This window comes from Maribacter cobaltidurans, from assembly GCF_002269385.1.
Classification (GTDB): Bacteria; Bacteroidota; Bacteroidia; order Flavobacteriales; family Flavobacteriaceae; genus Maribacter; species Maribacter cobaltidurans.
Genome location: NZ_CP022957.1, coordinates 1,776,778 through 1,798,000, shown reverse-complemented (window position 1 = coordinate 1,798,000; position 21,223 = coordinate 1,776,778). Strand labels below are relative to the sequence as shown.

Genomic DNA, 21,223 nt, shown 5'->3' with positions numbered 1-21,223 from the left:
AATATCAAAAAAATAAAGGGTATTTTGGAACAGGCCTCCTAACTTTTTATTAACATTATATTTGAATTCTTTACTAGGCACCAATGAGTCATTTCCAACATACTGCCCATGAGCTAATTGCAATTTTAAGGTTGCAACACGTTCCCAATGTGGGCGATGTCGTTGCCAAAAAATTGATTGGCCATTGTGGAAGTGCTTTGGCGGTTTTTGAAGAAAGGAAAAGCCAATTAACGAAGATCGATGGTATTGGCGCCCATACCATCAGGCATCTTCAAGACCCAGAAAACCTAAGGGCCGCTGAAAAGGAATATGAATATATCCTTAAACACAATATTGACTATTGTTATTTTGATGATGCCAATTACCCTAAACATTTAAAGCACTGTATAGATGGTCCAATACTGCTCTTTAAAAAAGGCAATATGGACTTGGAAGGAAGAAGAATCATAAGTGTGGTAGGGACCCGAAACATTACCAGCTATGGCACTGCATTCTGCGAACGCTTCGTTGCAGACCTCGCTCCCCTTAATCCTATTATCGTTAGTGGTTTTGCATACGGCGTGGATATATGCATACAGCGGGAAGCTATCAATCAAGGATTACAGACCATTGGGTGTTTGGCTCATGGCCTGAACCAGATCTATCCCAAGGTACACGCCAAATATGAATCTGATGTTCTAGAGAACGGAGGTTTTTTTACCGAGTTTTGGAGTAGTAGTAATCCGGAGCGGGAAAATTTCCTTAGGCGAAATAGGGTCATTGCCGGTATGAGCGAAGCCACTGTGGTCATAGAATCCGCAGAAAAAGGGGGAAGTCTTGTCACTGCTGATATCGCCCATAGCTACAACCGTGATGTTTTTGCCTTGCCTGGTCGCAGCACGGACAAATATAGCATGGGCTGCAATAATCTGATCAAACAGCAAAAAGCCCATATATTAACCTCGGCTGCAGATCTCGTGTATTTGCTTAATTGGGAATTGGAAGAAAAGAAATCTGAGGCCGTTCAAAAACAATTGTTTGTGGATTTGGACGAAACCGAGCAAAAGATTTATTCCTATTTGCAACAGCAGGGGAAACAATTGTTGGATAGTATTGCACTGGATTGCCAAATGCCCATTTTTAAGGCCTCGGCTACCCTCCTGAATATGGAAATGAAGGGAGTTATACGGCCGTTACCGGGTAAAATGTTCGAGGCCATTTAGGTTTTTACAGACCGGATGGTTTGTTTTGCTTGCCGGCCATACCAACTCGTTGTTAATTTTAGTAGTTTATCGATAAATACCCCTCCCAAATCGTTGACATAAATAAAACTAGCTTGCCGCAAGGGACAAAAAAACCGACTGCATGGTTCTTTTCCCTATTTCCATAAAAATAGCGGAATACCGTTAATCTTGCCCGAATGTCTTTAAAAGTACTCCAGGAGTACCGTTGGTAGAAAGGCCTTCTATTTCCACTTGCAGTTGTTTTGCAATATCGGAATTAAAAAACTCAACTTGGGCCTTTCCACTTTCATCCATCTTTATGCTCGCGTTCCAATAGATAGTAGCGCGATAATCCGGTATATTATAATCCGGTTGTTCAACATCATATTTTGGAGTGTAGAATTCTTTTTGGGCGGTATGTCCCGAAATGGTGAAATCCGGAGAGATTGTAGGGTCGTATGGTTCCCCCTCACCTGTTTTCGTATAGATAAGAATGACCCCATTTGCCCCTCTTGCACCGTATATGGCAGCAGATGGGCCTTTTAATATTTCAACTCTTTCAACTGCAAAAGTATTCAGGTATGCAATTTCGGCAGGTACCTGAGCCGGGGGCGGTGTTCCGTTCTCATCGGTATCGGGCGAAGGTATATTGAGCATCATATTAGTACCTTCACTGTAGATAGGTACACCATCGATTACAAACAATGGGGGTCCCCCTTGCCTAATACTGACCGAATTGCCAATGACCCGTACCCCGGAGAAAAGACTTATCAATTGCAATATATTCTGTTGCGCAATATGATCTGCTGTATAAAGTGTAGCGTCGGGAACAACCCCGTAAACGGACGGTGTTTGATTTTTTCTACCCTTTTCCTTCTTTTTTTCGGTCACTACGACTTCATCAAGTTCGGTGACGTTCATTTGTTCATATAGCGCGTCCATTCTACTTCGGGCAACCGAGTGCGTGTTATAGTTTTCCATTTCTTCGGTCGGTTCCAAGATCCAACGCTTATATTGGGCGGGGGGAAGATCAATTATATTGGGCTGTAGCGTTATGGTTACATCTAAGGGTTTATTCTTTACGTCATAAGCGTTGAAAACCAAATCGGTAGGACCGCTAAAATTAAAGTTGGGTATTGAAAAAGTTCCGTCGAGGTCAGTTCTTGTGGAGAACATTCCCATTTGCTCCCCAGATTTTGCAATGAGATTGAGCTTGGTATTGGATAGGGGCTTTTTATTGCGACCGGTGGCTTTACCTAAAATTGGAAGTCCTTGGGAGAAATCAAATTCTTTCTCTTTCATCCCTTCTTCCCAGACCTCTGGCCATGTATATTTTCTCCATCCATGGGTAAGCATAACAAGGTCCAATTTTTGCAGGGTTCCCCATTTTTGGTCGATTAAAAGTGAGCCGGGGTTTGTTATATGGCCATTAATTTCAGACTCCAATAAAAACTCGGTCAAAATAGTTCCTGAGCTTTGGTTTTTTTCTACTTGATCTGCATCCGTTACCGCCATTGAAAGATTTGCAGGAATTGGTCTTCCTTCAGAATCGGTCACATTAATGTCGAGTACTATTTTATCCCTTTTAGTTAGTTTCATGGTACTGATTTTTACGTCAATAACCAGATTTTCTTGATTATTGACAAATACAGGCCGTTCACACCATGGCTTTTTTTCTGAATCAAAAAGTGTCAAGGTCAATATGCCACTTGGCATTTGTGTTTTTGGGATCTCAAAGGTGAAGGTGTGGTCGGGCCCAAATTCAAATTTACCCTGGTAATATTTTTTTTGGCGCATGTTCCCAATAATATAAAAGGGTCTATGGCGTAAAACCTCACTAGCTTGCACCACAACCTTAATACTTTTTTCATTTAGATTGTTTACAGTGATAACGTACCCGTTTTCAAGAACTTCAGGTAAGGTATAGCGTGCGCCATCATCCAATTCCGCAATATAATGCTCACCTTTTTTCGGAGTCAACTGAAAGAACCCCCCGCCACGGTCCAAAATGCTGAAAGTCGCTACGGGTGTCCCCTCTGAGTCGATTATCCGCCCTTTCACATTTCTGGGTAAGCCGTCGCTTCCAATAGCTTTAAAGGAAACCCTACTGGCAATATCGGCAACCATATGGCCCCCTTCGGGAAAAAACTGTACATCTATTTTATCTTCTTTTGTCCGTGAAGGTTTGTCTTCAATGTCTTGATTAAGTATGTTCAAGTTTTTCGTAAAAAAGAAGTCGGAATTAAAATTCCGCATCCACTGCGTGTAAGATCTTAATTGATACGTGCCAGGGGAAAGATTTTTAGGAATCTCCATAGAGCCGGACCCCATTCCATTAAGCAAACCATGGGTTTGTGACAAAACGATTTCACCATTCGGGCTTATAAGGTCTACATGAACTAATTTGCTTCCATTGGATGGCAGATGATAGGAACCTAGGACAACATAAGGACTGTACCAAATGGTTTCCCCAGCAGAAAATATATCCTTATCGGTGTGCAAAAACACTTTCTCAATAGGGTTATAGTTGTTATATAGCGCAGTTTTCGTGTCAAGTTCTTTTATAAAAAGATCTTTGGACAAGTTGGAGGCCATTAATGCAATGTTCTCCGAACTATTTAGAAATATGGAACTGAAAGCATTTTCCTTTTCAAATGATTCGATGACCTCTTTCTCGACGGGAGTTCTTTTTACAATAGGGTTTTCTTCCCAAAACTTTTGGTTATAACCAATTTCATCTAGTTTTTCCCAATCACTTTGTTTTCTGGAAAGATTACTGCCTAACTTTTTTTTCGATGTAGGGGTATAGTGCTCATAAAAAGTTAAATTGGAAGTACTTGTTGCGTTAAATTGAAAACTATCGTCTACATAATAGTCGAACGACTGATCTACCTTAATGTAATCTAACAATGATTTTGAGGCATTTTTTCTTCTATAGGCGATTTCATAAGAAATAGTATAATCTTTCCAATGACTATTTTTTTTCGTCGAAAGCTTTGTGAACACTAAATTATCATTGGATAATTCTCCTTTTATCTTTAGAATGTCATACGTTTTTGTATCGATGTAGACCTCCCCATCAAAAATTGGGGTTTTTACATCGTTTTTGGGTCTAAAGTGTACAACTGCAATTTCTGAACTGTCCGATTGAATCACACTGATAACCCGTGGATCATAATACAATTCAAAATTTGGATGCAATGGAAAGATCAAATCCTTGGTATTTGGCTGTAATGGTTTTAGGATTCTTGAAAAAGAAGTGTAATTTTTATTGTGTACCGCATCTTTATTTAAAGCATACCTGCCTTCGCTAATATTCCAGTCATGTATACCGGTGTTGTTGTAACGTATGTCATAGAAGATTTCTGAAAATTCAGAATAAGAGTCGCCATTCTTCGATTTTTGCCTGTAAAAGGCACGACCATAATTATCTTCTGTTGATGAATTATATGCCTTTTCAATTGCGTTTTTTGCCAGTTTCACGGCAAATGGATCTATTTTGGAAGAGATAACTACTTCATCCAGAGTAATGGTCAAGGGCTCAAGGGAAACCTTTATAACGGAAGTTTTTGGGATTTTTTGAACTTTCTGTCTGTAAATTATATGTGAGAAGATCAATTTTGCGGGAAAAGAATCTACCACGATAACGAATTCACCAAGTTCATTGCTAGAAGTACCTCCTGTTAAGGATTCAAAAGATATATTGCAATAAGGTATAGGTTCGCCCGTATCACTGTCAACAACTTTCCCGTTGATTTCTGTTTGGGCAACCCCGATGTTTAGGAAGCCGAAAATAAATAATGGATAAAAAAAGAAAGATTTTATTGTCTTGGTCATCAGGATTTTTGGTTCTGCCTCTCAAATTACAAAGTAAAACTTTGTATTAAAAGATAAAGCCACAAAAATCTTAATAACCCAACTTTTCCCTTACTCTTTGAAGTACGCCATCTGCCACTTTTTTGGCTTTTTCTGCACCAATGGCCAAGGCTTCGTCCACTTCTTCCAAGTGGTTCATGTAATAATGGAACTTTTCCCTAGGTTCCTCGAACTTGTTTAAGATGACTTCGTAAAGAGCTTGTTTGGCGTGTCCGTAGCCATAGTTCCCAGCCAAATAATTGGCAGTCATCTCCTCGATTTGAGGTTGTGTGGCCAGAATTTTATACAAGGCAAAAATAGTATCCCTGCTGGGGTCCTTGGGTTCCTCCATAGGAGTACTGTCCGTTTGGATACCCATTATCTGTTTTCTCAATTTTTTATCGGTTTGAAATAAATCAATGAGATTTCCCCTACTCTTGCTCATTTTGGCACCATCTGTTCCTGGAACATACATGGTTTCTTCCTGTACTTTTCCATCGGGAACTACAAAGGTCTCTCCAAGTTGGGCATGAAAACGGTGGGCAACGTCCCTGGTCATTTCAATATGCTGGAGTTGGTCCTTTCCTACAGGAACTATATGGGCATCATATAGCAGAATATCCGCTGCCATAAGCATGGGATAGGTAAAGAGTCCGGCATTTACATCCTCCAAGCGATCTGCTTTATCCTTAAACGAATGTGCAAGGGTAAGTCGCTGATAAGGAAAAAAACAGCTTAGGTACCAGGATAGTTCGGTCACCTGTGGGACATCGCTTTGGCGGTAAAAAACGGTTTTATTGATATCCAAGCCAAAAGCCAGCCAAGCAGATGCTATGGCATAGGTATTTGCCCGTAGAACCTTTGCATCCTTGATCTGGGTGAGGGAATGCATATCTGCAATAAAAAGAAACGACTCGTTTTTTGGATCGCTCGCCATTGTAATGGCCGGGATTATGGCCCCGAGAATGTTGCCTAAGTGTGGGGTTCCCGTACTTTGGATACCCGTAAGTATTCTTGCCATTTGCTTTAATCTATAAGAGGGCAAAGGTAAAACAAATAGGAAAAATCAAGGCTAGAATCGCTATTTTTGATTTATGTTACTACTTAAGCGAATTCTTCAAACGCTTTATCGTGTTTGGTTTTACGTACTCGTGGCCTTTCCCATCTTTCTGTTCTTTCCCTTTTTGCTATTGTTCGCATCGAATGAAAAATGGTACCCGAAATTCTTTTGGATGGCACGGAACCTTTGGGCCACGCCCATTCTATATGGCATGGGTTGTCCGCCAAGGGTAATCTACGATCAAAAAATGAAGTTAGGAAAAAGCTATATGTTGGTGGCCAACCATACTAGTATGTTGGACATTATGTTAATGCTCTATGTAAGTGAAAATCCTTTTGTTTTCGTAGGCAAAAAGGAATTGGTAAAGATTCCCGTATTCGGGTTTTTCTATAAAAGGGTATGTATAATGGTGGACCGGGAAAGTACCCAAAGTAGAACGGGGGTTTATCGAAGGGCGCAACGAAGATTAAACCAAGGATTAAGTATCTGTATTTTCCCCGAAGGTGGTGTTCCAGACGATGAAAACATAATTCTTGACAATTTTAAGGACGGGGCCTTTAAAATGGCCATAGCCCATAAAATACCACTAGTTCCTATTACGTTCTATGACAATAAAAAACGTTTTTCATTTACCTTCTTCAGTGGCGGCCCAGGTACGGTCAGGGCAAGGGTACATGAGTTTTTTGAAACGGGAATCTTGTCAGAAGAGGATAAAAGCACTTTACGTGAGGAGGTACGTGACATCATTTATAATGACCTTATTTCTTCTGGCCGTTAAATCCCCTTATTAAAATTTAAAACTAAGGCCACTATATACTCCAACAGTATAGGGATTAAAAGTGCCGTCCACATTGGAAAAGGTATTCAATTGATACTTGAATACAGGTTCGATATTCAATCTTAGTTTTGGTGAAAATTGATATCCAAGCCCTAATCCAAAATTGGCGCTAAAGTTTAGGTCGTTTACATTATTGGCTTCACCTATCTGCGTGGTCAAATTCCCAGAGGTTAAATCCACTTCATTTTCCACAAGGAACAAGGAGCTAACTCCGCCAATTATATGTACACCAAACTTTTTGTTGACCAAGGCGTAACTTAGCTCTACCGGTACCTCCAAATAACCCAATTGCTGTGCCATTACACCTGATCTATTGGCAGTTCTTGCCGATACATCAAAAGATTTGCTTCCTGAATTTAGGGTGGCGTTATTCGCCGATACTACCAGGTTTTCCGCAGTTCCGGCATAATCAATATTGGCAATGCGATTCTGGCTTGAGGCTGAAAGGGATGAGGTAAAAAACACGTCATTGGTATCGTAGCCGTAATCTACCTTGTGCACCCCCGACCTAACGGATAACTTGGGACTTATTTCATAAGCTACGGATAGTCCATAACTTAGATTGATATTTCCGGATTTTGAATTCCCACTGAACATTGGGCTTACAGGAGAACCTTTTCCCAGAGCATCAAAATAGACTGGGGCAATACTAGGCCCGGCGGACCACCGATTAACGGAACTCTTAGCCTCTACGATTCCTTCCTTCTCTATATCCTTGATTTCATCGTACAAGGATTTTTTGCCTTCAAGCTTGTTAGCCTCCTTCTTATTATCGGTATTAATCGATTCACTATCTGCTATTCCATTCTCATTATTTGTAATCGAATTTGCCTCTTCATTGTTGGGTATTGTTTCCTCCACATTGTTATTTTCAATAGCGGCAATTCCAGAATCCTGACCTTCTTTGGTATCGCTTGTGTTTTTGGAAATGGCATTCTGCGCAGAGACTTTCTCGTCAGCCTGAACTGTCATATTCGTTTTGGTAGAATTGGAATGGATCGAACCCTTCTTTTGGTTACTGTTGGCTATTCCATTTTCAAGGGAGTTGATAGAATTTTTCCCATCCTTTTCCACCATGGTATTTTGTTGCAACGTTTCGTTCCTATTTTCGATTTCCACTGCATTTTCAGTATTTGTAACTTTTGTATTATCCTTGCTAGAATTCAAGGAGTCTTCAATTGATTTGGAATCACTGTTGGTATTCTCTATATCTGTAACACCATTAGTATCTGGGTCGATACTGTCTTCAAATGGATTAAATACTAATAGACCCATAATGAGGACAGCTGCCACACCTCCCAATTGCCACCACAATGGAAGAATTCTTTTCTTTTTCCTTTTGTCCAAGGAGGCCTCAATGGTATGCCATACCTTTTCGTCCGGTGTTTCCTCAAAACCTTTGAATTTTTCTTGGAAAAATTCGTCTAAATGCTTCTTACTCATTTTTCAAAACTCATTTTTCTACGTATCCCCAACGGGATCATAAACAATTTCCTATTACGATCATCAACCCAATAATGGATTGAGATATTTTACTTTCAATTTTTTCCCTTAACAACATTCTTGCACGTGCAAGATTGGATTTGGAGGTTCCAACGGAAGTACCCAGTAACTCACTAATTTCATTATGGCTGTAACCGTCCAACACGTACAGGTTAAAGGTTGCCCTATATTTATTGGGTAATTCTTGTATATACCCCAATAATGTTTGGAGTCCAATATCCGAATAATCGGATTCCAAGGTCACTTCCTCCGGGGTATTTTCGTTGACCAAGCTTAAATACTCTTCCCGTCTATATTTCTGTAATACAGTGTTAATGGTAATTCTTTTGATCCAACCTTCAAAAGACCCCTTGGACTTGTATTGACCAATTTTCTCAAAAATGGTCATAAAGCTATCATGTAGGTTGTCCTCTGCTTCAGTTTTATTACGGGAATATTTTAAGCAAATACCAAATAGAACCCCTGCATATTGCTTATACAGTTGTTCTTGGGCCTTTCGATCGCCCTTTTTACATCTATCTACCAGTTCTTCCAGCAACAAATCTGTTGGTTATGTTTTTTGCATCTAGTTCACGGGCACTACCAATTCTAAAAACTCCGGTTCGCCTTCGCTATTTTCCCCTTGATAAAATCTAAAGGTGTAAGGCTGGTCGTACTTTACTATAAAATTGAACGAAGCTTCCTCTTGGGTTACCACTTGGGTACAAGATACCAAATCTGTCATTGCAACACCTACGGCAACCACATTTCTTACCGTAATGTCTTCTTTGGTCACATCAAATCCTTCATATTGGGTACATCCATCCGGTATAGAATAGGTCACGTTTATCTTATACGTTTCGTTAAGATTGAACGACTCCGGCAATTCCACACTTTCAATGGGTAATGACGTGAAATAGAAGTTGGTTTCATCTTCTTCAAGGGAACAGCCTCCTAATATAAAAGTAAATAAAGCAACCACTAGGGTATATTTCTTTATCATCCTTACAATCTCTTTTATAAGAAAGATGAAAATGTACTCTAATGGTTGCGTTTTAACCCTATTTTTTAGGGGTGGAGATGTTTTACTCGTTCAAGGGACTGGATGGGAATATATTTTGTATTCGAACGAAACACCTTCTTTGAAACTAACGGCATTTAAATAGACCTAGTCTATTTATTGACCGCGTTGATGGCATCCCGTATTTTTCCATCAAGTTCTTCCAATAATTCCGGGTTGTCCAGTAAGAGCGTTTTTACCGCATCCCTTCCTTGCCCTAGTTTGGTGTCCCCGTAGCTGAACCAGGAACCACTCTTTTTAATGATTTCATATTCAACCCCAAGATCAATAATTTCTCCCACTTTGGAGATTCCCTCCCCGTACATAATATCAAACTCTGTGGTCCTAAATGGTGGGGCCACTTTGTTTTTGACCACCTTTACACGGGTTTTGTTACCTTGAACGTTACCGTCCGTATCCTTTATTTGGGTGGAACGTCTAATGTCCAAACGAACGGAAGCGTAAAACTTAAGGGCGTTACCTCCGGTAGTTGTTTCCGGGTTCCCGAACATAACCCCGATTTTTTCACGCAATTGGTTGATGAAAATTACGGTACAATGTGTTTTACTTATGGAACTTGTTAGTTTCCTGAGTGCTTGGGACATCAAACGGGCATGCAGACCCATTTTGGAATCCCCCATTTCGCCTTCAATTTCACTTTTAGGGGTGAGTGCGGCAACAGAATCGATAATGACTATGTCAATTGCCCCTGAACGAATCAGGTTGTCCGCTATTTCCAAAGCTTGTTCCCCATTGTCTGGTTGGGAAATAATTAAATTATCTATATCGACACCCAATTTCTGGGCATAAAAGCGGTCAAAAGCATGTTCTGCATCAATAAAGGCGGCGATACCTCCCTTTTTTTGGGCTTCTGCAATTGCATGTAAAGTAAGCGTTGTTTTACCAGAGGATTCCGGTCCGTAAATCTCTATGACACGTCCTCTTGGATATCCGCCAACTCCCAATGCAATATCCAGGCCTAAAGATCCTGATGGAATAACTTCTACATCTTCAACAACGCTATCTCCCATCTTCATTACTGCACCTTTTCCATAGGTTTTGTCCAGTTTGTCAAGGGTTAGTTTTAGGGCTTTTAATTTGGCTTCTTTTTCAGAACTCATTTCTGTGTTTTTTAGGATCGCTAAATTAGTGTTTCTTTTCTTAAAAAAGAATATTCACTTTTATTACGCAACCATTTTCACCTTTTTATATCTATTAAAAAACATACGGGTAAATTAAGGATTTGTCCATTGTTTTTAGTGTTATTGGTTTTAATGGCCAATTCCTTGTATATAAACTAACTCAACTAATGCTGTGAAGAGGAAAGCAGGAATGGCCGAACAAAAAGTCCCGAATTATCGGGACTTTTTTTTGAAATAGCACTCCCTCGAACGTTACTTTAGGATTTTATATCTTTGCCGCTCAAAACTTGTTAACTTAAAATATTAGTATAGCATGCAACTGTACAATACCTTAAGTGCAAAGGAAAGAGCAGCCCTTATTGAAGAGGCCGGTCAGGAGCGCCTGACCATATCTTTCTATCAATATGCACACATTGGCAATCCTGCCATATTTAGAAATCATTTGTTTATTCATTGGAACGAATTGGACGTATTGGGACGTATTTATGTGGCCCATGAGGGAATCAATGCCCAGTTGTCCGTTCCCGCGGAAAATTTTCAACAGTTCAAGGATTTCTTGGACAGTATTACTTTTTTGAAAAATGTTCGGTTGAACATAGCTATAGAACAAGATAATATGTCCTTCTTGAAATTGAAGGTTAAGGTGCGTCATAAAATCTTGGCCGACGGTCTTAATGATAACACTTTTGACGTAACCAATAAAGGAGTCCATGTGGATGCCGAGAAATTCAATGAATTGATCGAGGACCCGGACACGGTGTTGGTAGACATGAGAAACCACTATGAAAGCGAAATAGGGCATTTTAAGAATGCAGTAACCCCTGATGTGGATACGTTTAGGGATTCCCTGGACATCATTGAAAAGGACTTGCAAGACCATAAAGAGGACAAGAAACTGGTCATGTATTGTACAGGGGGTATTCGTTGCGAAAAGGCAAGCGCCTATTATAAACATAAAGGATTTAAGCAGGTTTTTCAGTTGGAAGGTGGTATTATTGAATATGCAAGACAGGTAGAACAAAAGAAGCTAGAGAACAAATTTGTTGGCAAGAACTTTGTTTTTGATCACCGTCGGGGGGAGCGTATCAGTAATGACATTATATCCCAATGCCACCAATGTGGGGAGCCCTGTGATGATCATGTGAACTGCGCTAATGAGGCCTGTCATTTGTTGTTCATTCAATGTAAAAAATGCGCCCAGAAAATGAACAATTGCTGCTCGGAACACTGTATGGAAATACATGCCCTGCCCTATGAAGAACAAAAGGCACTTAGAAAAGGTAAGGTGGTGAGCAATAAAATCTTTAAAAAGGGAAGGTCAGAAGTGCTTAAGTTCAAGAAATAAGGATATTGTGTAATCGAAAATTTGGATGTTTCATCTACAAATGCGAAAAGGCCCCTCTTTTTTTCGCATATTATTTCATTATCTTTACAAGAAGATTTTTTATGAACCTAGTTTGAGGAATCCGTTTGGGATTTGTTCAAATCAATATATAAAATATGGGTTGTAGTAGTTGTTCTACCGGTAAGGATGGACAACCAAAGGGATGCAAGAATAACGGTACTTGCGGTACAGATGGTTGCAATAAATTAACTGTTTTTGATTGGCTTTCAAATATGTCGCTCCCCAATGGGGAAAGGCCTTTTGAGTATGTTGAAGTCCGCTTTAAGAACAGTAGAAAGGAATACTTTAAAAATACGGATAATCTAACCCTTTCCATTGGGGATGTCGTGGCTACTCAGGCACAGTCCGGCCATGACATTGGTATGGTTACGCTTTCAGGTGAGCTTGTTCGCGTACAGATGAAGCGAAAAAAAATAGACCCTTCCAAAGAAGAGCTACCTAAAATATATAGGAAGGCTACACAGAAGGATATCGACATCTGGCAAAAATGTAGGAACAGGGAAGAAGAAATAAAAAAAAGGTCAAGGGAAATCGCCATTATTTTAAAACTTCAGATGAAAATTTCGGATGTGGAGTTCCAGGGCGATGGTTCCAAGGCCACTTTTTACTACACAGCCGAAGACCGGGTAGATTTTCGACAACTTATAAAGGACATGGCCAAGGCCTTCGGAATACGAATAGAAATGCGGCAGATTGGCTACAGACAGGAAGCTCAGCGTTTGGGAGGTATCGGTTCTTGTGGAAGGGAATTATGTTGTTCTACATGGTTAACGGATTTTAGGTCCGTAAGTACCTCGGCGGCACGCTACCAGCAGCTTTCCCTGAACCCTCAAAAATTGGCGGGGCAATGTGGAAAATTAAAATGTTGCCTCAACTACGAATTGGATGTTTATTTGGACGCCCTTAAAGATTTTCCTGCACAGGACACCAAGCTCTTTACGGAAAAGGGAATAGCATTCTGCCAGAAAACGGATATTTTCAAGGAGCTTCTATGGTTTTCCTATAAAGATGACCCCTCCAATTGGCATGTTTTGTCAAAAGACCAAGTAAATGAAATCCTTGAAAAAAACAAGAGAAAAGACAAGGTTCCCAGTCTGGAAATTTATGCCGTGGACAATATTGTCGAGGATAAAGTAGTTTTTGAAAATACAGTCGGTCAAGATAGCCTTACCCGTTTTGATAGGCCAAAGAAGAAATCCAAAAGAAACAGGAACCGCAATAGAAAAAAGAACACGAGTAAAAACAGAAAACCAAATAGGAGCAAAAACAATGCGTAATTATCTTTTTTTTGGGTTTGCCTTTATCTTGCTTTCTTCATGTAATACCAATGTGGTAACTACGGAATATAAAAGCTTGCCTGGTGCTGTTTGGAACAAGGACGATGTTTTGGAGTTCAGTTTTTCGGAAACAGATACCGTACAGGAATACAACATGTACATTAACGTTAGAAACGATAATAACTTTCCGTATAGCAACCTGTACTTAATAACTTCACTAAACACTCCAGAGGGAGAAGTATTACAGGATACCTTGGAGTATGACATGGCACTGCCGGATGGTACCTGGTTGGGTAAAGGGACAGGAAGTTTAAAGGAGAATAAATTATGGTATAAGGAAAACATCGTTTTTCCGACTTCTGGCGTATATACATTAGAAGTTTCGCATGCAATGCGAAAAAACGGTAATATACAGGGCATCATGGCATTGGAAGGTATTACCGATGTAGGATTGGAAATAACAAAAAGTAATCCCTAAGCTAATGGCAAAAGCAGTAAAAAAGAAAAGCAATCCTGGCTTTTCCAAATACATCAAATGGTTCTGGATCTTATTTGTTTCCGGAGTATCCATCGTCGCACTTATATTTCTTTCTGCTTCATGGGGACTTTTTGGAGAATTGCCTCCTTATGAGTATTTGGAAAACCCGCAAACCAACTTGGCCTCTCAGATTATCTCATCCGATGGGGATTTATTGGGAAAGTTTTATTTGGATGATAACCGTACGGATGTAAAATATGAAGATCTTCCGGAAAACCTGGTAAACGCCTTGGTAGCTACCGAAGATGCTCGCTTTCAAGACCATTCAGGAATTGATTTTAGGGGAACGGTAAGGGCATTTTTCTTTTTGGGCACTAGGGGTGGAGCCAGTACGATAAGTCAACAGTTGGCTAGACAGCTTTTTGTAGGGGTACGGTCTAGAAGTAAGTTGGACGCCTTAAAGCAAAAAGTAAAGGAGTGGGTCTTGGCGATAAGGTTGGAACGTAGCTATACCAAGGAGGAAATCATCAGTATGTATTTTAATATTTATGATTTTGGGAATAATGCAGATGGTATCCGCTCTGCGGCCCGGATTTATTTTGGCAAGGAACCCAAAGATTTAAAGATTGAGGAATCCGCTATGTTGGTGGGTATGTTCAAAAACTCGTCTTTATTTAATCCCCTTCGAAGGGAGGAAATGGTTAAAACGCGAAGAAATGTTGTACTGGCCCAGATGGCCAAGTATGACTATATAACCGAACAGGAGAAAGATTCACTGCAGGCGTTGAAAATGGATATCAATTACAATCCGGAGAACCACCGTGAAGGGCTGGCCACTTATTTTAGAATGTATTTGCAGCGTTTCATGAAGAATTGGATCGATAAAAATCCAAAACCTGCCTTACCTGGAGAACGGGACAAATGGAACATCTATTTGGATGGCCTAAAAATATATACTACCATAGATTCCAAAATGCAAGCCAATGCGGAAGAGGCGGTATACGAGCATATGGCGAATTTACAGGCGGAATTCTTTAATCAAAATACACCGGACAAGAACCCAACCACTCCTTTCTTGGATTTGACACCAGAGGAGACCGACCGAATTATGGAACGAGCTATGAAAAACTCGGACCGATGGAGAGAAATGAAAGCGGCGGGTAAATCGGAAGAAGATATTAGAAATTCCTTCACCAAAAAGACGGAGATGACGGTCTTCGATTGGAAAAGTGATACCCGGGAAAAGGATACCATAATGACACCTCTGGACTCCATCCGATATTATAAAACTTTTTTAAGGGCGGGCATGATGTCTATGGAGCCACAAACTGGACATGTAAAGGCTTGGGTAGGTGGCATCAATTACAAACATTTTCAGTATGACAATGTAATTCAAGGAACCAGACAAGTAGGGTCTACCTTTAAACCTTTCGTTTATGCGGCGGCCATTGACCAGTTGAGACTTTCCCCCTGTGATAAATTGCCGGACACAGAATATTGGATTGAAGCTGGAAAACATGGGAATATGGAAGCTTGGGGTCCAAGAAATTCTAATTATAAATTTACCGGGGAAGAAATGACTTTGAAATATGCTTTGGCCAATTCAGTTAATACCATAACCGCACAATTGATAGACAAAGTGGGACCTAAATCCGTAGTGACCATAGCCAAGAATTTAGGAATTTCTGGAGATATTCCAGAGGTGCCCTCCATTGCTTTGGGAACCTTGGATGCCAATGTATATGATATGGTAGGAGCTTATGGTGCGTTTGCAAATCAGGGCGTTTACGTAAAACCTGTAATGGTAACAAGAATTGAGGATAAGAATGGAACGGTGTTGTACGAATATGTTCCGGAAACCAAGGATGTTTTGGGCAAGGATGTTTCCTATGCCATGATCGATTTAATGAAGGGGGTAACACAAAGTGGCTCAGGTGCGAGGTTAAGGCATAGTGGAGCCAAGAACAATACTGTTTACAAAGAAATTATCACTGGCTATCCATACGAATTTACCAATCCTATTGCGGGTAAAACCGGGACTACACAAAACAATAGTGATGGCTGGTTTATGGGAATGGTGCCTAATTTGGTTACTGGTGTTTGGGTAGGTGGTGAGGAACGATCTATCCATTTTGATAATGTTTTATACGGACAGGGAGCTTCCATGGCCTTGCCTATTTGGGGGTTATACATGAAAAAGAATTATGCGAATGAGGATTTAGGCATTTCCAAAGAAGATTTTGAAGAACCTGAAAATATGTCCATTATAACAGATTGTGCCAAATTTGAGGAAGATAAGCCGCAAGATACTGATATTGAGAACGACTTGGACGATTTGGATTTTTAACAAGAAATCAATTATTTAATTTTTAAAAAAGCCCCGGGAATGACTGGGGCTTTTTTATTTTTTCAATTTAAAAGCCTTATTTTAGTAATATAACATGTAAAGCATATTATGATCAGGAAAACGGTATCTAATGTTGAAGAGGCCCTTAAAGGGGTAAAGGATGGAATGACCTTTATGTTAGGGGGATTTGGCCTTTGTGGAATTCCGGAAATGGCCATTGCTGAATTGGTACGATTGGGTATAAAAAGCATTACCTGTATCTCCAATAATGCGGGAGTAGACGACTTTGGCCTGGGACTTTTACTTCAAAAACATCAGATCAAAAAAATGATTTCGTCCTATGTAGGAGAGAATGATGAATTTGAACGGCAAATGTTAAGTGGGGAACTTGAGGTTGAGCTAACGCCACAGGGGACCTTGGCCGAAAAATGTCGGGCGGCGCAAGGAGGCTTCCCAGCATTTTATACGCCTGCTGGGTATGGAACTGAGGTTGCAGAGGGGAAGGAGACCAGGGAATTCAATGGCAAGATGTATGTTTTGGAGGAGGCTTTTAAAGCCGATTTTGCATTCGTCAAAGCTTGGAAAGGGGATGAAGCAGGGAATTTAATTTTCAAGGGGACGGCACGGAATTTTAACCCTTGCATGTGCGGAGCGGCAAAGATAACCGTAGCCGAGGTAGAGGAATTGCTACCTGCAGGATCTCTGGACCCCAATCAAATCCATGTTCCCGGAATTTTTGTCCAACGAATCTTTCAGGGAAAAGGGTATGAGAAACGAATTGAACAACGAACCGTAAGAAAAAGAGACTAAAAGATGTTGGATAAGAACGGAATCGCAAAACGAATTGCAAAAGAGGTAAAGGACGGCTATTATGTAAACCTAGGAATTGGAATTCCTACATTGGTGGCCAATTTTGTTAGGGATGATATCAGTGTTGAGTTCCAAAGTGAGAATGGAGTTTTGGGAATGGGTCCGTTTCCCTATGAGGGCGATGAAGATGCCGATGTCATCAATGCCGGAAAGCAAACCATAACCACCCTTCCAGGGGCTTCCTTTTTTGATTCTGCCACAAGTTTTTCAATGATTCGCGGACAACATGTGGACTTAACCATATTAGGAGCTATGGAGGTTGCGGAAAACGGTGATATTGCCAATTGGAAAATTCCGGGCAAAATGGTCAAGGGTATGGGTGGTGCCATGGATCTGGTTTCTTCCGCAGAACATATTATCGTAGCGATGATGCATACCAACAGGGCAGGAGAGTCTAAATTGCTTAAAGCATGTTCGCTTCCCCTTACTGGGGTAAAATGTGTAAAGAAGATAGTTACCAATTTGGCCGTTTTGGAAGTAGGGCCGGAGGGCTTTATTTTATTGGAAAGAGCACCCAGGGTAAGCGTAGATGAAATCAAGGCCGCAACAGAGGGCAATTTAATTATCAACGGGCAGGTCCCTGAAATGAAAGTGGATTAGGGGTTTCTTGCTAGAGTTATGTTTTATCGATGAATGGAATCCTCTATGATAATTCACAACGATCTTGAATAGCTTCACAACAAATATTCGGGATTAAGTTGCCTTTGTAATTATATTTACAAAATCGATAATAAACCCAAAGTAACCACAAAATTTAACCCAAAATGGAGTCCCAAAATTACGTTCCTCAAGAGGAAAAAGTACAAGTCTATCACAACGATTTTCTAAGTGGTATTGTACGTTTGACCAAAAAGCTTTTCATGCTTTAAGTCAAAAAATTAAAAAAAGAAAAGAGCAACTTTCCCCAGGTTGCTCTTTTTTGTTTAATAACCTCTGCTATAAGTTTTTGGGACTACATAGCTTTTCAATTAAGTACTTAAAACGAAAATAAGGACTGCTTCTAGCCAACCTTTGTACAATTATAGACAGAGGTGCCAAATAATCGTAAATAACAATTTTAACTGATTACACCACAATGAAAATAGATTTTGCCACAAAAATAAAAATGTAAGAAAAAGATTACATATTTTTGATTTGAAGTTAAAAAGTGAATCCCAAATCACCCTAAACTTAACCTATTTATGAAATCTCTGTTTAGTTCCCTTTTGCTGCTGTTGTTATTGGTTTCCTGTTCCAAGATCGAGGAAAATAATGACCCTGTAATTGGAATTTGGAAGAATGATGTTAAATCGGCCATGAATAATAATAAAATGGTAATAGATAAGGAGGAATGGATTTTCAATGATGTATACCTGGGAAGATTCCATGGTTACCGGAATGATGAGGTCACTTATTTAACGGATTTTAAATGGACCATTGATGGAAATATTTATACCATTTCATATCCCGGGACTGACTTTCCTGAGGATAGGGTGCAAATGATAGAGGAAGATAGCATTACCTACCTTACCTATCTATCTGGGAAACCCTTTGCGATAAGACAAAATTGAATTAGTACAAATACAAAAAAACTTAACCTACTTATGTTTCAAAGTTTATACAAATACAAACCTGTTCTTATGGAAAAACCTAAATCTGAAGTTGCCATTTTTACGAAGGGTTTTATGAGGCTTATAAAGAAGCTTTTTTCCTTTTAAGGAGGAACACTAAAAATCCAAGGAAGGAGCAAAGAGATTTGCTCCTTTTTTATTTCCATTAACAGAAGGAAATTCCCTCTAAATATCCCTATTTTTATATTCTTCTGAGGAAGTAGCTATTTCCAATTAATATATTTTTTATGAAGATACATTTTGTATACGCCGTTTTTTGTTTGTTGATCATCAATATAGTTTCTGCACAAGAGACCAATATTTCGAAATTGAAGATTGAAGATATTATGAAGGGCGATGATTTTATTGGTCATAGACCTTCCAATGTTTTTTGGGGAACAGATCATTCCTCAATCTATTTTGATTGGAATCCGGATATGGCATTTAGCGATTCCCTTTACCGTTATGATCTAAATAAAAATGATATCAAGAAGGTGGATTATTTGGACGCTATAGCACTCCCATCCAACAGAAGAATAGACCACCCATCCCAAGATAAAGCGGTTTATTCCAATAATGGGGATATATTTATTTTGGATAAGTCTACCTCTAAAATACTGGCCATTACGAATACCAAGGAAAGAGAGTCCAATCCTCATTTTACCGATGATGGAAAAAAAGTTGCATTTGTCAATGGTGAGAACATTTATACTTGGGATTTGGCCAATGGTACACTGGAACAAATAACAGATTTTGTTGAAAAGATTGGGGAAGAGCCAAAAAGAAGCAATAAAGATGAATGGCTTTATCAGGATCAGCTAGAGCTTTTTGGAGTACTTCGTGAAAGGAAGGAAAAGAAGGACTTGGGAGAAAGCATCAGTAAAAAAATGGATGACCTTGAGCCGTTGCCTTTAGAAATAGGCGGTAAGCAAGTAATCAATCAGACGGTTAGTCCAAACGGTCGGTTTGTGACCTATGTACTGATGGACATGCCAAAAAATAAAAGAACCATGGTGCCCCATTTTGTTACGGAATCGGGCTATACTGAAGAGCAAACGACCAGAACAAAGGTAGGTGACGAACTTCCCACCTACGAAATGTTCGTGTATGATACTAAAGCGCACACAAACTATCCGGTTGTATTGGATAGCTTGGAAGGGTTGAACGATGTTCCGGAATTCATGAAGGATTATCCTGATAAAACCTATGAAAATAAAAATCCAATAGGTAGGATAGGAAGCCCAACTTGGCATCCTAATGGCAATAAGGCCATTTTGGACATACAGGCCAGTAATTATAAAAATAGATGGATTGTATTGTTGGATGCCAAAACCGGAACTATTACCCAACTAGACCGTCAACATGATGAAGCTTGGATTGCCGGTCCAGGAATCACAGGGTGGTTCAACGGAGGAGATTTAGGCTGGATGCCCGATGGGAAAAGTATTTGGTATAAATCCGAAAAAACAGGATATGCCCATCTATATACTATGGATATGGATGGAAAAAACAAAAAGACTTTGACTTCCGGCGATTTTGAGATTTACGACCCCTTTATTTCCAAGGATAAAAAACGCTGGTATTTTACGGCGAACAAAAATCATCCAGGGGACCGTCAATTTTATACGATGCCGTTAAAAGGAGGTAAAATGCAACAATTGACCCAGTGGGAAGGGAGAAACGATGTAACGCTGTCGCCGGATGAAAAACAAATGGCCATCCTTTATTCGTATTCAAACAAGCCCACAGAACTTTATGTACAGAAAAATCCCGTGTATGGAAAAAGCGGCGACCCCGTGAAAATCACCGAATCCAATACGGAAGCCTTTAATGCCTACTCATGGAAGGACCCTGAAATCATTACTTTTTCAGCCGCTGATGGGGCCAATGTTCATGCGAGGCTTTACACCCCGGATAAGGACGTAAAGAATAATGCAGCAGTGATTTTTGTGCACGGTGCAGGCTATTTACAAAATGCACATAAGTGGTGGAGCTCTTATTACCGGGAATATATGTTTCACAATTTATTGGTGGATAATGGATATACCGTATTGGATATTGACTATCGTGGAAGTGCCGGTTACGGTAGGGACTGGCGTACGGGGATCTACCGTCACATGGGTGGCAAGGATCTATCAGATCAGGTAGATGGTGCCAAATATCTGGTGGAGAATTATGGTGTGGATTCAAATAAAATTGGGATATACGGAGGTTCTTATGGAGGGTTTATCACTCTAATGGGTATGTTCAATGCACCCGAAACCTTTAGTGCGGGTGCGGCCATTCGTTCTGTGGGGGATTGGGCGGCCTATAATCATGGCTATACGGCCCATATTTTGAATACGCCTGTGCAGGACAGTTTGGCTTATAAACGTAGTTCTCCTATCTATTTTGCCGAAGGTTTGGAAGGCCAACTTCTCATTCTTCATGGAATGGTAGACGATAATGTGCATTTTCAGGATATGGTACGTTTGTCGCAGCGATTAATCGAGCTGGGTAAGGAGAATTGGGAAATGGCGGTGTATCCCGTAGAACGTCATGGTTTTGTAGAACCGAGCAGTTGGACGGATGAATACAAACGCATCTTTAAGCTCTTTGAGGAAACGCTGACGGACTAA

The 21,223-nt window shown here is 40.1% G+C and carries 16 protein-coding genes; 10 read left to right on the top strand and 6 right to left on the bottom strand.

The features are described from left to right. Window positions 1–83: 83 nt before the first annotated feature. A complete protein-coding gene (dprA, locus tag CJ263_RS07845) occupies window positions 84–1,202 on the top strand; it encodes a DNA-processing protein DprA (protein ID WP_094996764.1) in 1,119 nt (372 codons plus the stop codon). A gap of 183 nt (window positions 1,203–1,385) precedes the next feature. Here the strand turns inward: dprA and CJ263_RS07840 are convergent, their stop codons facing one another. Further along, complete coding sequence (locus CJ263_RS07840; RefSeq protein WP_094996763.1) at window positions 1,386–5,039, bottom strand: carboxypeptidase-like regulatory domain-containing protein; 3,654 nt, start codon at window positions 5,037–5,039, stop codon at window positions 1,386–1,388. A 70-nt stretch (window positions 5,040–5,109) separates the two neighbouring features. Next, window positions 5,110–6,078 carry a tryptophan--tRNA ligase gene (trpS, locus tag CJ263_RS07835; RefSeq protein ID WP_094996762.1) on the bottom strand — a complete coding sequence of 323 codons (969 nt, stop codon included), beginning with the start codon at window positions 6,076–6,078 and terminating at the stop codon, window positions 5,110–5,112. A 73-nt stretch (window positions 6,079–6,151) separates the two neighbouring features. Here trpS and CJ263_RS07830 point away from each other — a divergent pair, with 73 nt between their 5' ends. Then, window positions 6,152–6,895, top strand: coding sequence for a lysophospholipid acyltransferase family protein (locus CJ263_RS07830; RefSeq protein WP_094996761.1), 744 nt, complete (start codon window positions 6,152–6,154; stop codon window positions 6,893–6,895). Between the two features lie 9 nt (window positions 6,896–6,904). Here the strand turns inward: CJ263_RS07830 and CJ263_RS07825 are convergent, their stop codons facing one another. The 4 genes from CJ263_RS07825 to recA all read right to left on the bottom strand — a co-directional run bounded on the left by CJ263_RS07825 (window position 6,905) and on the right by recA (window position 10,618). Beyond that, entirely contained in the window at window positions 6,905–8,398 is a 1,494-nt protein-coding gene (locus CJ263_RS07825) for an outer membrane beta-barrel protein (protein WP_094996760.1), read from the bottom strand. A 37-nt stretch (window positions 8,399–8,435) separates the two neighbouring features. Then, complete coding sequence (locus tag CJ263_RS07820; protein ID WP_094996759.1) at window positions 8,436–8,999, bottom strand: RNA polymerase sigma factor; 564 nt, start codon at window positions 8,997–8,999, stop codon at window positions 8,436–8,438. A gap of 24 nt (window positions 9,000–9,023) precedes the next feature. Continuing rightward, the gene (locus CJ263_RS07815; RefSeq protein WP_094996758.1) at window positions 9,024–9,440 is read right to left on the bottom strand and encodes a hypothetical protein; all 417 of its coding nucleotides are present in this window, start codon (window positions 9,438–9,440) and stop codon (window positions 9,024–9,026) included. A gap of 170 nt (window positions 9,441–9,610) precedes the next feature. After that, the gene (gene recA / locus CJ263_RS07810; RefSeq protein WP_094996757.1) at window positions 9,611–10,618 is read right to left on the bottom strand and encodes a recombinase RecA; all 1,008 of its coding nucleotides are present in this window, start codon (window positions 10,616–10,618) and stop codon (window positions 9,611–9,613) included. Window positions 10,619–10,952: 334 nt separating this feature from the next. On the opposite strand from recA, the gene trhO reads away from it, so the two are divergent. The 8 genes from trhO (at window position 10,953) to CJ263_RS07770 (ending at window position 21,223) form a co-directional block, all read left to right on the top strand. Continuing rightward, window positions 10,953–11,984 (top strand): oxygen-dependent tRNA uridine(34) hydroxylase TrhO, encoded by a 1,032-nt coding sequence (gene trhO / locus CJ263_RS07805; RefSeq protein ID WP_094996756.1) that lies wholly within the window; start codon window positions 10,953–10,955, stop codon window positions 11,982–11,984. 155 nt (window positions 11,985–12,139) lie between these two features. Continuing rightward, window positions 12,140–13,321, top strand: a complete 1,182-nt coding sequence (locus CJ263_RS07800; RefSeq protein WP_094996755.1) for a PSP1 domain-containing protein — start codon at window positions 12,140–12,142, stop codon at window positions 13,319–13,321. Next, window positions 13,314–13,799, top strand: a complete 486-nt coding sequence (locus tag CJ263_RS07795) for a gliding motility lipoprotein GldH (protein WP_094996754.1) — start codon at window positions 13,314–13,316, stop codon at window positions 13,797–13,799. The genes CJ263_RS07800 and CJ263_RS07795 overlap by 8 nt, the downstream gene beginning before the upstream one ends. 4 nt (window positions 13,800–13,803) lie before the next feature. Further along, window positions 13,804–16,146 carry a penicillin-binding protein 1A gene (locus CJ263_RS07790; RefSeq protein WP_094996753.1) on the top strand — a complete coding sequence of 781 codons (2,343 nt, stop codon included), beginning with the start codon at window positions 13,804–13,806 and terminating at the stop codon, window positions 16,144–16,146. Window positions 16,147–16,254: 108 nt separating this feature from the next. Further along, window positions 16,255–16,956: a CoA transferase subunit A gene (locus CJ263_RS07785; RefSeq protein ID WP_094996752.1), complete on the top strand. Its 702-nt coding sequence runs from the start codon at window positions 16,255–16,257 to the stop codon at window positions 16,954–16,956. Between the two features lie 3 nt (window positions 16,957–16,959). Then, the gene (locus tag CJ263_RS07780) at window positions 16,960–17,616 is read left to right on the top strand and encodes a 3-oxoacid CoA-transferase subunit B (RefSeq protein WP_094996751.1); all 657 of its coding nucleotides are present in this window, start codon (window positions 16,960–16,962) and stop codon (window positions 17,614–17,616) included. Window positions 17,617–18,197: 581 nt separating this feature from the next. Beyond that, window positions 18,198–18,566: a hypothetical protein gene (locus CJ263_RS07775; RefSeq protein WP_188669429.1), complete on the top strand. Its 369-nt coding sequence runs from the start codon at window positions 18,198–18,200 to the stop codon at window positions 18,564–18,566. 287 nt (window positions 18,567–18,853) lie between these two features. Beyond that, window positions 18,854–21,223: a S9 family peptidase gene (locus CJ263_RS07770; RefSeq protein ID WP_094996750.1), complete on the top strand. Its 2,370-nt coding sequence runs from the start codon at window positions 18,854–18,856 to the stop codon at window positions 21,221–21,223.

What these genes read in the sequence shown, in the direction of transcription:
- CJ263_RS07830 (WP_094996761.1), top strand. Translation starts at nt 6,152, where the DNA reads ATGTTACTACTTAAGCGAATTCTTCAAACGCTTTATCGTGTTTGGTTT.
- CJ263_RS07790 (WP_094996753.1), top strand. Translation starts at nt 13,804, where the DNA reads ATGGCAAAAGCAGTAAAAAAGAAAAGCAATCCTGGCTTTTCCAAATAC.
- CJ263_RS07780 (WP_094996751.1), top strand. Translation starts at nt 16,960, where the DNA reads ATGTTGGATAAGAACGGAATCGCAAAACGAATTGCAAAAGAGGTAAAG.
- CJ263_RS07825 (WP_094996760.1), bottom strand. Translation starts at nt 8,398, where the DNA reads ATGAGTAAGAAGCATTTAGACGAATTTTTCCAAGAAAAATTCAAAGGT.
- CJ263_RS07795 (WP_094996754.1), top strand. Translation starts at nt 13,314, where the DNA reads ATGCGTAATTATCTTTTTTTTGGGTTTGCCTTTATCTTGCTTTCTTCA.
- CJ263_RS07800 (WP_094996755.1), top strand. Translation starts at nt 12,140, where the DNA reads ATGGGTTGTAGTAGTTGTTCTACCGGTAAGGATGGACAACCAAAGGGA.
- CJ263_RS07815 (WP_094996758.1), bottom strand. Translation starts at nt 9,440, where the DNA reads ATGATAAAGAAATATACCCTAGTGGTTGCTTTATTTACTTTTATATTA.
- CJ263_RS07785 (WP_094996752.1), top strand. Translation starts at nt 16,255, where the DNA reads ATGATCAGGAAAACGGTATCTAATGTTGAAGAGGCCCTTAAAGGGGTA.
- CJ263_RS07770 (WP_094996750.1), top strand. Translation starts at nt 18,854, where the DNA reads ATGAAGATACATTTTGTATACGCCGTTTTTTGTTTGTTGATCATCAAT.
- recA (WP_094996757.1), bottom strand. Translation starts at nt 10,618, where the DNA reads ATGAGTTCTGAAAAAGAAGCCAAATTAAAAGCCCTAAAACTAACCCTT.
- CJ263_RS07775 (WP_188669429.1), top strand. Translation starts at nt 18,198, where the DNA reads ATGAAATCTCTGTTTAGTTCCCTTTTGCTGCTGTTGTTATTGGTTTCC.
- trhO (WP_094996756.1), top strand. Translation starts at nt 10,953, where the DNA reads ATGCAACTGTACAATACCTTAAGTGCAAAGGAAAGAGCAGCCCTTATT.
- dprA (WP_094996764.1), top strand. Translation starts at nt 84, where the DNA reads ATGAGTCATTTCCAACATACTGCCCATGAGCTAATTGCAATTTTAAGG.
- CJ263_RS07840 (WP_094996763.1), bottom strand. Translation starts at nt 5,039, where the DNA reads ATGACCAAGACAATAAAATCTTTCTTTTTTTATCCATTATTTATTTTC.
- trpS (WP_094996762.1), bottom strand. Translation starts at nt 6,078, where the DNA reads ATGGCAAGAATACTTACGGGTATCCAAAGTACGGGAACCCCACACTTA.